At 58.6% G+C, this 13,723-nt stretch carries 11 protein-coding genes; 6 read left to right on the forward strand and 5 right to left on the reverse strand.

The window, feature by feature from the left end; all coding sequences use genetic code 11:
• Positions 1–102: 102 nt before the first annotated feature.
• The gene (locus DW925_RS10220; RefSeq protein ID WP_199410537.1) at positions 103–1,107 is read right to left on the reverse strand and encodes a helix-turn-helix transcriptional regulator; all 1,005 of its coding nucleotides are present in this window, start codon (positions 1,105–1,107) and stop codon (positions 103–105) included.
• A gap of 297 nt (positions 1,108–1,404) precedes the next feature.
• Between DW925_RS10220 and guaA the strand changes: the two genes are divergently transcribed.
• The gene (gene guaA, locus DW925_RS09155) at positions 1,405–2,385 is read left to right on the forward strand and encodes a glutamine-hydrolyzing GMP synthase (protein ID WP_117636923.1); all 981 of its coding nucleotides are present in this window, start codon (positions 1,405–1,407) and stop codon (positions 2,383–2,385) included.
• A gap of 116 nt (positions 2,386–2,501) precedes the next feature.
• Here guaA and DW925_RS09160 read toward each other — a convergent pair whose 3' ends face one another.
• Together DW925_RS09160 and DW925_RS09165 are read right to left on the reverse strand one after the other, a co-directional pair.
• The gene (locus DW925_RS09160) at positions 2,502–3,650 is read right to left on the reverse strand and encodes a cell wall metabolism sensor histidine kinase WalK (protein WP_117636922.1); all 1,149 of its coding nucleotides are present in this window, start codon (positions 3,648–3,650) and stop codon (positions 2,502–2,504) included.
• The gene (locus tag DW925_RS09165) at positions 3,647–4,321 is read right to left on the reverse strand and encodes a response regulator transcription factor (RefSeq protein WP_117636921.1); all 675 of its coding nucleotides are present in this window, start codon (positions 4,319–4,321) and stop codon (positions 3,647–3,649) included. Before DW925_RS09165 ends, DW925_RS09160 begins: the two co-directional genes overlap by 4 nt.
• An 89-nt stretch (positions 4,322–4,410) precedes the next feature.
• Between DW925_RS09165 and DW925_RS09170 the strand changes: the two genes are divergently transcribed.
• From DW925_RS09170 to DW925_RS09190, 5 genes are all read left to right on the forward strand, one after another.
• A complete protein-coding gene (locus tag DW925_RS09170) occupies positions 4,411–4,557 on the forward strand; it encodes a CD1871A family CXXC motif-containing protein (protein WP_197032826.1) in 147 nt (48 codons plus the stop codon).
• Entirely contained in the window at positions 4,550–5,461 is a 912-nt protein-coding gene (locus DW925_RS09175) for a 4Fe-4S binding protein (protein ID WP_233503109.1), read from the forward strand. The genes DW925_RS09170 and DW925_RS09175 overlap by 8 nt, the downstream gene beginning before the upstream one ends.
• Positions 5,462–5,496: 35 nt before the next feature.
• A complete protein-coding gene (locus DW925_RS09180) occupies positions 5,497–6,459 on the forward strand; it encodes a redoxin domain-containing protein (RefSeq protein ID WP_117635847.1) in 963 nt (320 codons plus the stop codon).
• 225 nt (positions 6,460–6,684) lie between these two features.
• Positions 6,685–8,376: an FAD-dependent oxidoreductase gene (locus tag DW925_RS09185; protein ID WP_117790854.1), complete on the forward strand. Its 1,692-nt coding sequence runs from the start codon at positions 6,685–6,687 to the stop codon at positions 8,374–8,376.
• A 221-nt stretch (positions 8,377–8,597) separates the two neighbouring features.
• Positions 8,598–11,852: an ABC transporter ATP-binding protein/permease gene (locus tag DW925_RS09190; RefSeq protein WP_117716805.1), complete on the forward strand. Its 3,255-nt coding sequence runs from the start codon at positions 8,598–8,600 to the stop codon at positions 11,850–11,852.
• Between the two features lie 37 nt (positions 11,853–11,889).
• On the opposite strand, the gene DW925_RS09195 is transcribed toward DW925_RS09190, so the two are convergent.
• Complete coding sequence (locus DW925_RS09195) at positions 11,890–13,023, reverse strand: hypothetical protein (RefSeq protein WP_117583288.1); 1,134 nt, start codon at positions 13,021–13,023, stop codon at positions 11,890–11,892.
• Between the two features lie 63 nt (positions 13,024–13,086).
• Complete coding sequence (locus tag DW925_RS09200; RefSeq protein ID WP_117583287.1) at positions 13,087–13,614, reverse strand: DUF3592 domain-containing protein; 528 nt, start codon at positions 13,612–13,614, stop codon at positions 13,087–13,089.
• Between the last annotated feature and the right edge of the window lie 109 nt (positions 13,615–13,723).

The following is a 13,723-nucleotide window of genomic DNA, read 5'->3' on the forward strand; positions in this document are numbered from 1 at the left end:
ACGCTTCGTGGCGGTAGTGCCGTTCAAGGGTCAAAATGTCCAAATTGATCGAGCGAAGCGCCGGGTTCCGGAACGCGTTCGATGCGCTTGGCAGCCCGGTCGCTAACGCAACATGTGCGCGACCAGCTCGGCGCGTGTGCCGATGCCAAGCTTTGCGTATACGCCGGATAGGCGGTTTTTGACGGTGCCCGGCGATACTCCCATATGGCCTGCGATTTCAGCGTTGGTCCATCCGCGGCAGGCGAGCATGGCCATGGTGAACTCTGTGGTCGTTAAATCGTCGGCAACGTCCTCGCCCGAATCGGGGTTGTGGATGCGCCGCCAGCCGTAGCTGAAGCGGTACGTGATCTCGATGATGCGTGCGAAGTCGTCAGGGTATTGCGTTTTTAGGCATGCCTCGATGAGCCCCTGCAAAAGGCCGTGGTGCTCGCCAATGAGCTCGATAAGGCCGTCGGGGCGCGCAATGTCCCAAGCGGCTCCAAAATGCGCTTTTGCGGCGTCGATGTCCTTGAGGCTCATGCATGCCATGGAAGCTGCCAGGTGCAGGAACAGTTCCGAGATGGGATAGCTTCCCTGTTTCATAATTAGGGCGTTTTCCGCCATGCCCAGGCTGCGGCCGTATTCGCCGCGCAGATACAAGGCGTGCGCCATCACGTAGCTGGCGAACAGTCGCAGGCCTTCGGGTAGGTGCGCCGCAAGTGGATAAAACTCTTCGGCAGAATACGGGGAAGGCAAGTGCAGCAGGACGCTCGCGGCCGAGGCGAACAGGATATGCGTGGCGTGGACGGCGGGCGATTCCTCGTCGGCCGGCGTATCGAGGATGCCCGCAAGGCACCGGCGGGCGTCGGCGATACGGTTGAGCGACAGACTGGCGTATCCGCAGATAAAGCATGCGGAATAGCGCAGCGCGGGATCGGTGACGTCAAGATAGGGGTGCGCCGTCTTGGCGGCGAGTGCGGCCTGTCCGCGAAAGTACAGCGCTTCTGCCGTGGCGATGGCGCGTGAATCGGGGTCGGAAATGCCTGCAACCGCAGCGTCAATCTGCCCCGGCACAAAGGCGGTGCACATCAACGGCATGGGAACGCATGGGTAGCCATCGCAGTCCATCTTCCATCTCCCAACAGCTGGCAACACTAGCAGCAATTGTACTCTTGTTGCTCGGGACTGGAATTTGTGGGTATCGCCTACGATTGTGCCGAACGTATAAAGGAAGAGTCTATTGGCGATGCTCCCAAGGTGGCTACCGAAGTCTAGCTGACCTTGGGATATAGAAAAACTGCCGCCCCTGCAAAAAGCTCTGTCGCAGCGATGGGAAACGTATCTCGTTCTGCATATAATGAGGTCATATGACGGTGCGTCTGCATACGCGCGGCGCATTTCCATCGAACCGAGAAGGAGCTCTGCATGGATCCCAACAAGCGTCCCGACGACATGGTACGTATCACCACTCCCGAACTTGCCCAGGCGTTCATCGAAGAGCAGGTCGCTGCAATCCGCGAGCAGATCGGCGACAAAAAGGTCCTGCTGGCTCTTTCCGGTGGTGTCGACAGTTCGGTTGTCGCGGCCCTGCTCATCAAGGCCATCGGCAAGCAGCTCATTTGCGTGCATGTTAACCACGGCCTGATGCGCAAGGGCGAGAGCGAGCAGGTCGTCGACGTCTTCAAGAATCAGATGGATGCCAACCTGGTTTACGTTGACGCCACAGATCGCTTCCTGGACAAGCTCGTGGACGTCGAGGATCCCGAGGCCAAGCGTAAGATTATCGGCGCCGAGTTCATTCGCGTGTTCGAGGAGGAGGCCCGCAAGGTTGGCGATGAGGTCAGCTTCCTCGCCCAGGGCACCATCTATCCCGACATCCTGGAGTCCCAAGACGGCGTGAAGGCTCACCACAACGTGGGCGGTCTGCCCGAGGATCTGCAGTTTGAGCTCTGCGAGCCCGTCAAACTGCTGTACAAGGACGAGGTCCGCGTCGTGGGTCGCGAGCTCGGCCTGCCCGAGAATATGGTTGAGCGCCAGCCGTTCCCCGGTCCCGGCCTGGGCGTCCGCTGCCTTGGTGCCATCACCCGCGACCGTCTTGAGGCGCTGCGCGAAGCCGACGCCATCGTGCGCGAGGAGATCGACAAGGCCGGTCTGACCATCTGGCAGTATTTTGCCGTCGTGCCCGACTTCCGCGCAACCGGTGTGCGCGAGGGCAAGCGCGCCTACGATTGGCCCTGCATCATCCGCTGCATCAACACCGTCGATGTCATGACTGCCGAGGTTCCCGAGCTCGACTGGGCGCTACTCAAGCGCATTACCGCCCGCGTCACCGCCGAGGTCCCCGGTATTTGCCGCGTTTGCTACGACCTCACGCCGAAGCCCGTTGGCACGGTCGAGTGGGAGTAAGCTAACTCAGCTGGTAGGCGACGAGAACTAGCAGATGTGACAAAGGGACAGTCCCTTTGTCACATCCTCGATATTATGTGCGGGATGGTACGCCACGCGGCGTGCCATCCCGTTCGTTATTTTAATGAGCCGAGTGCGCGAGTGGGAAGAGTCACGAGCATGGTCGTTCCGCGCTCCGAGCTCTCTTCGACCTCGATGGAGCCGCCGTGGAGCGCGGCGATCTCCCAGACCAGCGCAAGCCCCAGCCCCACGCCGCCGTATGCCCTGCTGCGCGATTTGTCGACGCGAAAGAAGGGCTGAAAGATGCTCGTCTGGTATTGCTCGGGAATGCCCGGCCCCTGGTCGCGCACGCGTAGCAGCACGCGGTCGCCTTCGGCGCAGGCGTTGATTTGCACGGTCGAGTTGGGCGCGCTATAGCGTATGGCGTTTTCGGTCAAGTTGAACAGCAACCGATAGATCAGCGTGTCGCTGCCGATCATTTGCGCGTCGCCCTCACTTGTAAGCGTGATGTCTTTTTGCTCGGCAAGGGGTGCCAGGTCCGTGAGCACTTCTTCGATCATCGGCGCTAGGTCAATCACATCGTTGCAAGGGACACTGCGCAGCTCGCTCATCTCGAGCAGGGTCTTTGTCATGTGCGTCATCCGCTCGGTCTGCTCCTGCAGCAGCCCGAGCAGGCTCGCTGTATCGGCGTCGACGTCGGGGTGCTCGGCGCAAAACAGCTCGACCTGGGCCTGCATGAGCGCAAGTGGCGTGCGCAGCTCGTGCGCCGCATTGCCCGTAAACTGTCTTTGTGCGGAAAATCCCTCGTCAAGGCGGGCAATCATGTCGTTAAACGACGCGCTGCAGCGCCTGAGTTCAGAGGGCACGTCCTCGCTGATTTTTGTGTCGGCGAGGTTGTCGGGCCGCACGCTCTCGACTTGCGTCGCAAAGAAGCGCAACGGCCGCAGCGCATGTCCGCTTACAAAGTAGGCCAGCACGCCGCCGAGCAGCGTCACCGCCGCAGTTATATACCAGCTCGTCGCGCCAAACGATTCTTGGGCGTCGTTCACGACGATGGTCAGCGCGTCGTCGAGCTCTTTGTTTGTCGGGTCAAATGAGCTGGGCGAGGCCGCCTCCACCTTGCTGTGCGCCGATAGTTCATTGCCGATCGAGTCCATGTAGCGCATGCCGGAGTAGCCAACCAGGCAATTCATAAGTACGCAGGTTGAACATATCAGCAGTGCCGTCATCAACGTGATGCGCCACTGCAGCGACAGCCGCTTCATTTGCCGTCCTCCATAACGTAGCCTTCGCCGATTCGGTTGCGGATGGGGTCGTGCCCCAACGCGCCGCGCAGCTTTTTGCGCAGCGACGAGATGTGCACGCGGGTTGCGTTGCTAAAGCTGTTGACGCTGCTGTCCCATACATGCTCGATAAGCTCTTCCTGGCTCACCGGCCGCCCCTGGTTAAGCATCAGGTATTCCAAGATGCCGGTCTCCTTGCGCGTGAGGGATAGGGTCTCGCCGCCCACGGAGGCGAGGCGCGCTTTGGTGTCAAAGCTCAGCGATCCACAGGTTAGAACAACGTCGCTTTGCGTAAAGCGCCTGAGCGTGAGGCTGCGTATACGTGCCGCCAGCTCGTCAAGATGGAACGGCTTGGTGAGGTAGTCGTTGGCGCCCGCATCGAGCCCCGCTACCTTGTCGGAGACCTCGCCACGTGCCGAGAGCACAAGCACCTTGGTCTCACAATCAGTTGTCCTGAGTTGCCTGAGCACGGTCATGCCGTCGACATGGGGGAGATTGAGGTCGAGCACGACAAGATCAAAGGTCTCGACATCGAGTAGATCGAGGGCCTGCTGCCCGTCGTAGCAGCAGTCGACGCTATAGGCCAAGTTGCGCAGGCTGCGTGCGATCGCATCGCACAGCGCCCGCTCGTCCTCGACGACCAAGATGCGCATAACGTTCTCCTTGCATAGTCATTCACGCTTAACACGGATTTTATAGTCGGTATGGTCCAATGGGTCGCGAAACGAAAGGAGTGGTCAGATTGTTCAAAGCGATTAAGCCTGTGGCGCAGGTGGCTTTGCTGATCGTTGGGGTAGCCATGGTTGGCTTTGGAATTATGCGCGGCGAGGCAGATGCCGTGCTGGCCAAGGCAATCAGGCTGTGCTTGGAGTGTATCGGAATTGGATAAAAGAAAAAACACTGCATCGCATCTTTTGGCGAGATTCCGCGGATTGATTCAGGCGGCGGCGACGCTTGCGACCAATATTCACCTGCCTAACTTTGCCAAGGGCGGTATCTACCAGGGAGCCGGCAAAGCCGTCTGCGTGCCGGGGCTTAACTGCTACTCGTGTCCAGCGGCCTCGGGTGCGTGCCCCATCGGGTCGTTTCAGTCGGTGGTGGGATCGTCTAAGTTCAGCTTTTCGTATTACGTCACCGGAACGCTCATTCTGATCGGCGTGCTACTGGGACGTTTTGTATGCGGCTTTTTGTGTCCGTTTGGATGGCTGCAAGAGCTTCTGCATAAGATTCCCAGCAAAAAGCTCTCCACGAAAAAGCTCAAGCCGCTCACGTACATCAAGTATGCCGTGCTACTGTTTGCCGTGGTGCTGCTGCCCGTCTTGGTGGTTAACGATGTGGGTATGGGCGACCCGTTCTTTTGCAAGTATATTTGCCCGCAGGGTGTGCTCGAGGGCGCGATTCCGCTGTCCATCATGAATACGGGAATCCGCTCCGCGCTGGGAAAGCTCTTTTCCTGGAAGCTCGCGATCCTCATTGCGGTTGCGGTGCTGAGCGTGCTGTTCTACCGCCCCTTCTGTAAATGGATTTGCCCCCTCGGCGCATTTTATGCACTCATGAACAAGGTGTCGTTGCTGGGGATTCAGGTCGATCATTGTAAATGCGTCTCGTGCGGCAAGTGCGCCAAGGTGTGCCAGATGGACGTGGACGTTACGCGTACGCCCGACCATGCCGAGTGCATTCGTTGCGGCAAATGCGTGGGCGCGTGCCCCGTCGATGCTATTAGCTTTCGCTACGGGCTGGGTGTGACTGGCGACAAACCCGCGCAGTCCACGCAAGCCTGCGAAAACAAATAGGTACCTATATAAGTTTCGATATAAACGGAGGAACCATGAAACTGTCAAAAATTGCGGCTCTGTTGATGCTGCCCGTGCTGGCGCTGACTCTCGCGGCGTGCTCTGCCCCCAAGGGCGACGCGAAGGATGCCACGAGCGGCGATGCGCAGATTGCCGAGCTTGTGGCACAAAAGCCGTCGAGCGCCGAGGAGGCGGCCAAGCTGTACCAGCAGCTGCTGCAAAAGGAAAACGAGATCTTTGCGAGCGATAACGCCCTATGGGAAAAGGTGTTCCTTGCGGCCAACAAAGACACTCCCATGATTGAGGACGGCAAGAACTACGGTGACTTCTTGCTCGATACCATCGAGGGCGCCAAGGATCAGTTTGCGGCTGACGAGCTTAAGACGCTTAAGGCCGGCGCGCAGCAGGTCAAGGAGATCGAGGACAAGCTCATGGCGCTGGAGAAGGAGTTCCCCGGATGCGGCAGCACGCCCGGCGAGGGGGAGAGCGTCGATGCCTCGACCGCAGGCATGACCAACGGCGAGAGCGGGGAGACGAAGTTCCCCAGCTTTAAGGGCAAGGACTTGGACGGCAACGATGTAAACAGCGACGAGCTGTTCTCCAAGAACAAGGTCACCGTCATGAACTTCTGGTTTACCACCTGCAAGCCGTGCGTGGGAGAGCTGGGTGATCTGGAGAAGCTCAACAAGGAGCTTGCCGAGAAGGGCGGCCAGGTCGTGGGCGTTAATTCCTTTACGCTCGATGGCAATAAAGACGAGGTGGCTGATGCCAAGGACGTGCTTTCCAAGAAGGGCGTGACGTATAAGAACATCTGGTTTAAGTCGGACAGCGAGGCCGGAAAGTTCACCTCCAACCTGTACTCGTTCCCGACCACCTACGTGATCGACCAGAACGGTAACATTGTGGGAGAGCCGATCATGGGCGGCATCAACTCCGCTGAGCAGCGCGAGGCGCTCAACAAACTGATCGATCAGGCACTCGCGAAGAGCGAACAGTAAGTCTGTGGGACAGACAACTGAAGGGGAGTCGCTGGAAACAGCGACTCTTTTTCTGCTTCGGGGTAGCATCATGGGTATACGTCGAAAGGGCACGCAGCTTTTCGTGCATTGCCTGAGCGGTGCGCGAAGCAACCAAGCTGTGAGTTTTCTTAAGCGTTCTGGGTATGGCAGTGTCAAGAATATCGGCGGCATAAGCGGCTACACGGGAAAGGTGGTGCGTTAGCTATGAAGGTGGTTATCGTTGGAGGCGTCGCGGGCGGCGCATCGGCGGCGGCACGTTTGCGCAGACTCGACGAGCAGGCCCAAATTGTCATCTTTGAGCGCACGGGTTTTGTATCGTATGCCAATTGTGGGCTTCCGTACTACATTGGCGGCGTGATAGAAGAAGAGAGCGCATTGACGCTGCAGTCTCCCAAGGGCTTTTGGGATCGCTTTCGCATTGCGGTCAAGACGAGTCACGAGGTGTTTGCCATCCATCCCGATTCGCATACGGTCGAGGTTCGCAATATGCTGACGGGCGAGGAATTTGTCGAGACGTATGACAAGCTCATCCTGTCGCCGGGTGCAAAGCCGATTCGCCCTGCGTTGCCGGGCATCGACTCGGATAAAATCTTTAGCCTACGCACCGTTGAGGACACGCTGCGTATTCACAGCTATGTTCGAGAGCGGCGACCGAGCAGTGCCGTCGTGATCGGCGGCGGCTTCATTGGCGTCGAGACGGCGGAGAATCTGTGCGAGCTGGGGCTCCAGGTGACCCTTCTGCAGCGTCCCGTCCAGCTTATGAACAACCTGGATTACGACATGGCGACCCTTTTGCATACCGAGGTGCGTGAGCACGGTATCGATCTGCGCCTCAAGGCCGATGTGACAGGTTTTGAGGAAGTTGATGGCCGCGTTGTCACCCATGTTGCGGGCGATGGCCCTATCGGAGCCGATATGGTACTGCTTGCCATTGGCGTGGCACCTGAGAGCCATCTGGCGCAAGAGGCGGGGCTCGAACTGGGCATCAAGGGGGCTATTGTGGTCAACGACCGCATGGAGACCTCTGCTGCCGACGTGTATGCCGTGGGCGATGCCGTGCAGGTCACGCATCAGGTGACCGGCGAGGACGCGGTCATTTCGCTCGCCGGCCCCGCCAACAAGCAGGGGCGTGTCGTCGCCGATGTCATAGCCGGCATGGACAGCTGCTACCTCGGATCGTTGGGCTCATCGGTTATCAAGGTATTCGACTTGACGGCGGCAAGCACGGGACTATCCGAAAAGGCAGCACACGCGGCGGGAATTGACTGCGACAGCGTGGTCCTGTCGCCCGGTTCGCATGCGGGTTATTATCCGGGTGCAACGCCCATGACCATGAAGGTTGTCTTCGAGAAGCAGGGATTGCGCCTGCTGGGTGCGCAAATCGTGGGCATCGATGGTGTGGACAAGCGTATCGACGTTCTGGCGACTGCCATCCAGGCAGGCATGCGCGGCGATAGGCTTAAGGATTTGGACCTAGCATACGCGCCGCCGTATTCATCGGCGAAGGATCCCGTCAATATGGCGGGCTTTATGATCGAGAACCTCAATCGCGGCATACTGGCGCAGTGGCATTGGGAGGATGAGCCCAACTTGCCACGCGATGGCAGCGTGCAGCTGCTCGATGTTCGTACGGAAGGGGAGTATGAGCGCGGGCATATCGATGGTTTCGTAAACATTCCCGTCGATGATCTGCGCAATCGCCTGAGCGAGCTCGACCGGGCCAAGCCGGTCTACGTGATTTGCCAGAGCGGCATTCGCAGCTACATTGCTTGCCGCATTTTGGCGCAGCATGGCTTTGAGTGCTTTAACTTCTCGGGCGGCTATCGCTTCTTTGCAGCCGTGACTGAGGCTCGCCGCGGCAGCGCTAACGTTATGCCGTGCGGGCTCGAAAAGTAGCGCGCATTGGAATGTGACAAAGTGACAGCCTCTTTGTCGCATCGGGGATGTTATATGCGGGATGGTGCGCCATGCGGCGTGCTGTCCCGTTCGTTTTTTGGCGCGGTTCGTTACATTCCTCACTGGTATCGGCCAAAAATGAGGATAGAGTAGGACAAACGCGCCGAACGTGAACGGCGGGGGAGCGGGCGAGCGCGCCCGCGCGAGAGAGGTTGCCGTCCATGCTGGATCTCAGAGTTATTTGCAAAAGGTACGTTACGCAGTCGTTTACGCAGGTAGCGCTCGACAGCGTAAGCCTGTCTTTTCGCGATAACGAGTTTGTAGCCATCCTGGGTCCCTCGGGTTCGGGTAAAACTACGATGCTCAACGTCATTGGTGGACTCGACCATTTCGATTCCGGCGACCTGCTGATCGATGGCATCTCGACCAAGGATTTCAGCGACCGCGATTGGGATGCCTACAGAAACAATCGCATTGGCTTTGTGTTTCAGAGCTACAACCTCATTCCGCACCAGAGCATTTTGGAAAACGTGGAGCTGGCGCTTACGCTCACGGGCGTGGGACATGCCGAGCGCCGCCAGCGTGCGCGTAAGGCGCTCGAGACGGTTGGTCTGGGCGAGCACGTTGACAAACGCCCGAACCAGCTTTCGGGCGGGCAGATGCAGCGCGTGGCCATTGCCCGCGCCTTGATCAACGACCCCGAGATTGTGCTGGCTGACGAGCCGACCGGCGCCTTGGATTCAACGACGTCCGTGCAGGTTATGGATTTGCTCAAGGACGTTGCGCGCGATCGTCTGGTCATCATGGTCACGCACAATCCCGAGCTGGCGTACCAGTACGCCACGCGCATCGTCAGCCTGGCGGACGGCAAGGTCACCGACGATTCCGACCCCTTTGATGTGGCCACGGTCGCACATCGCGAGGCAAAACCCACGCGCAAAACCTCGATGAGCTTTATGACGGCGCTGGGGCTTTCTGCCCGAAACCTCATGACCAAGAAGGGCCGTACGGCCATGACTGCCTTTGCAGGTTCGATTGGCATTATTGGCATCGCGGCGATTCTGGCGCTCTCCAACGGCGTAAACGGCTACATCAAAAAGGTCGAGGAGGACACGCTCTCAAGCTACCCGCTTACGATTTCCAAACAAGATTACGACCTGTCGTCTATGATGGGCGGACAGGGGGGCACGGATGAGGAGGCGTCCAAGGGCGAGGACTCGTCCGATGGCGCTACCGGCGGCAAGGCTCAGGGGACCGATAAGATCCCTGTGGTCACGGCCGTAAAGGACATGTTCGCAAGTGTTAAATCTAACGATATGACGAGCTTTAAGGCATGGCTTGACGACGGCGGCAACGGTATCGACAAAGAGGTCAACGCTATTCAGTATGGTTACGGCGTGACGCCGGTTGTCTATCGTTCGAGTAAGGGCGACGAGAAGCCCGTTCGCCTTGTTCCCAACGCTATGACCGAGGCCATGAGCGGAGGCGCGAGCTCGGCGGCAACGGTGAGCATGGATTCCATGGGAACGTCGGTCTTTAACGAGATGATTGACGACCAGAGCCTGCTCGACAGCCAGTACGATGTCGTTGCCGGCCATTGGCCTACGTCCGCCAACGAGGCCGTGATGGTGCTTTCGAGCCGCGGAACGGTGGGCGACTACACGCTCTACAGCATCGGCGCGCTGGATATCGATGAGCTCAACGACCTGGTTAACAGTGCCATGACGGCCGACGGCAAGGTCAAGACGCCCAAGACCGGCAGCGACTTTACCTACGACGATGCACTGTCCACGACGTTTAAGGTGTTGTCGCCGGCCGATGCCTATCGCAAAAACGAAGAGACCGGCATGTGGACTGACATGTCTGGCGACGCCGACTTTATGAAAGCCAAGGTTGCCGACGGTATTGACGTGCGCATTGTGGGCGTGGTGCGACCCAACGAGGCGGCAAACGCGAGCGCATTGTCCCCGGGCATTGCCTATACGCATGCGCTGACTCGCCAGCTTATGGAGCGTGCTGCCGATTCGCAAATCGTGCAGGAGCAGCTTGCCCACCCCGAGACGGATGTCTTTACGGGCAAGTCTTTCGATGAACTGCAAGGCGAGGCCAAACAGGGCGTGGATTTGGGCAGCATGTTCGGTGTGGACGAAGCGGCGCTCAAGAGTGCGTTCTCGTTCGATACGTCGGCGCTCTCGGGTGCGGCCGGCGGTATAGACCTTTCTGGTATCGACTTGTCCGGGCTGGACCTTGACCTTTCGGGCGTTGGGAAGGACATCGACTTCAGCGACATCATGGCCAAAGCGCCGGCCCCAGATTTCTCGGGCATCTTTGACGGTCTGGAACTCACGCCCGAGCAGATGCAGCAGGTAGGAACGCTTGCCAACCAGCTGTTTGAGGGCTTTCTGCAGTCTGATCAGTTTAAGGCGCTGTCGCCCGAAGATCTTAAGGACGCGTCAAAGCTTGCTGCCGCATTCTCGGCGTATCTTGAGAATGATGCCGCAGCCCAGCAATGCCTGGCCCAGCTCAAGGCGTTGGGCGGCGATGCCTTGGCCGAGCGTCTGCAGCAGGTGATGGGCGACTATGTGCAAAAGCAGCTGGCTCCGTATTTGCAGCAGTCTATGGATCAGGTGATGAAGGCGGTCAGCGAGCAGATTGCGACGACGGTATCAACCCAGCTCAAGGCGGGTGCGGCAGGGTTCATGGACCAAATGGCGACGCAGATGTCTTCGAGTTTTGCCAACCTGGCGAGCGCCATGCGCGTGGATGCGGGCGCCTTTGCTCGTGCCATCCACTTCAACATGGACGCCGAGGATCTGAGCTCGCTCATGATGAGCTATGCCAAGGCGTCGAAGCTCACCTACGACAACAATCTGACCACGTTGGGCTATGCGGACGAGGCGGACCCCATTTCGGTCAAGATTTTCCCGCGCGACTTTGAGGCCAAGGAGCGCGTGCTCGATTACATCGATGCGTACAACAAGCAGGTCAAAGCTGCTGGCCACGATGAGCAGGCAATCTCGTATACCGACTACATGGGCATCATCATGGGCTCGGTGACCGACATCGTGAATACTATCAGCTTGGTGCTCATCGCATTCGTGAGTATCAGTTTGGTGGTGAGCTCCATCATGATCGGCATCATCACCTACATCAGCGTGCTGGAGCGCAAAAAGGAGATTGGCATCCTGCGCGCGATCGGCGCGTCAAAGCGCAACGTGGCCAACGTATTTAATGCCGAGACCTTTATCGAAGGCCTCATTGCCGGCGTCTTTGCCATTGTCGTCGTGGTGGCCGTGAGCTTTCCGGTTAATGCCTGGGCGCTTGCGGCCAAGCAGGTGCCCAACCTGATGAGCCTGCCCGTTCAAGACGCGCTGATGCTCATTGTAATTTCGGTGCTGCTGACGGTCGTTGCCGGCCTGCTGCCGGCTCGCAGCGCATCCAAGAAAGACCCTGTGGAAGCCCTACGCTCCGAATAATGTGACAAAGGGACAGTCCCTTTGTCACATTGGGTGGCTAGCTCGTTTTGCCCATCAATGTGATACGGATGCTTGGATGGGTGTACTCGTCAAATTCATCCTCGGGATCCGTGTCAAACGAATAGTACGTTTTGATGGGGTTGTCACTCGTCCTGATGGAGATTCTCTCGTAGAGCGAACCGTTCAAAAAAGCCTGCCTAAACTCTTCGGGGAGCTTTTGCGGTGCTAGGAGCTCGGGACTCACGGTCTTGACGTCTACGGTTTGGACGACAGAGGAAAGTTCGTCCAAGTCGAGCTCGATGCGGGCGAGGTTGTCCTCAAGGCTCGCGTCGGGGTCGATCTCTGCCGCGTAGCTCACTTCCGTGAGCGTTCCCTTGTTGTCAAAATCCAGGTACGTATAGGTCTTCTGGGCATCGGAGTCGCCGTCGTGCAGATAGCTGCGGACGTGATAGCCGTAATCTTGATATCGCTCGTAGGGGTCATCGGCGGACACGTACTCGCATGAGGGCTCTAATGCCTTGCGTGCGATGGCGATCTGCTCGGCCGCGGCCGCGGCGTTCTCCTGCATCTCGATGTTTCCCTGCGCCAGCTGCGGGATATAGGCGCCGCACACGATCGCGAGGGGCAGCGCCACAAGCGCGACGACCCACTTCTTTGCACGGGGGACAGGCACGCCACAGGCCTCTGCCATGGCCCTTGCGTTGGCGAAGCTTTCGGCAAGCACGTCTGCCGCGGTGGCGACGGCGCCTACGGCAGCGGCGACTTCTGCCGCGCCGCCCAGGTTGCGTGCGGTCTCGTTGTCGCTGTTCTTGAGCAGGCGTGCGGCGGCCTGCGTGCCAACAACGCCTGCGATTTGTGCCGAGCGGTCTTTCTCGCTCTGCTCGATGGCGAGCCGGTTCTGCATTTCCTTCCACTGCTTGCCGCGCATGCCAAAACGCGGCGCGAGGGCACAGTAGCAGAATATGACGAGCTCGATGGCGGTGAGCACCAAGGCGGTCATCATGCCCGTCTCTTGGAAGCCTTCGTGATGGAAGACGATGTCGTCGATCATTTCGAAAGGAATAATCAATAAGGGCAGCACGAATGCCATGGCAAGCGCCGCGCCGGCAACCTTGGGACAGATGCAGTATCGCTGGATGCGCTTACGTTCTTGTTCGGAAAGTGTTGCCATGGCTGATCCTTGGTGTCGTAACGGTCGTTGCGGCGCATGGGGCGCGGGGCGCATCAGTTTGAGCTAGCGCTGGATAAGAACATAGAGCAAGATGCTCATCGCGATGAGCAAGAAGCCTGCGATGTTAAACATCAGTGTGGCAAAGTTGCCCACGATGGGGCGTTCGACATAGCTTTTGTCTGGGTTGCTGGGGTTGTAGTACACGGTCATTTGGCTACCGAGGGGCCAAAGCTGCTCCGCGAGGGTGCCTAGGCGGGCGATGGGGCCTGTCTGCACGTGCAGCCAGCCCTTGGCGTCTTCGTAGGCGGTGGCTTGCGTGCGGATGGGGAGTCCCGACAAGCTTTTGGTCTTTATGCCACGGAATTGTTTTTTCGCGCGGTATTGCGTGCCGTCGACGGTGTATTCCAAAACGGGATTCATTCTGCCTTCACCCATAAAGCGATGGTCGATGACCGTCCCCATGGTCACGGCGGTACAGGCCTTGGCTTTTTTGCGGGCGGCGGCCTTCATGAGCGCGCTCACTCCGATAAGCAGGATGCCGATGCCCCCAACCAAGATGAGCGCGAGCAGGGATATCTGCGACGTGGTCACGGCGTTCTCCTTTGGCGCGATACCGTCATATGTGACCCAGTATAGAGAATCCCGCCATCGATGAGCTATTGCGGGGGGTGTTCCTATAGTTTTGTCAACTGGGAAATGC

Source organism: Collinsella sp. AM43-1, from assembly GCF_003467925.1.
GTDB lineage: Bacteria > Actinomycetota > Coriobacteriia > Coriobacteriales > Coriobacteriaceae > Collinsella.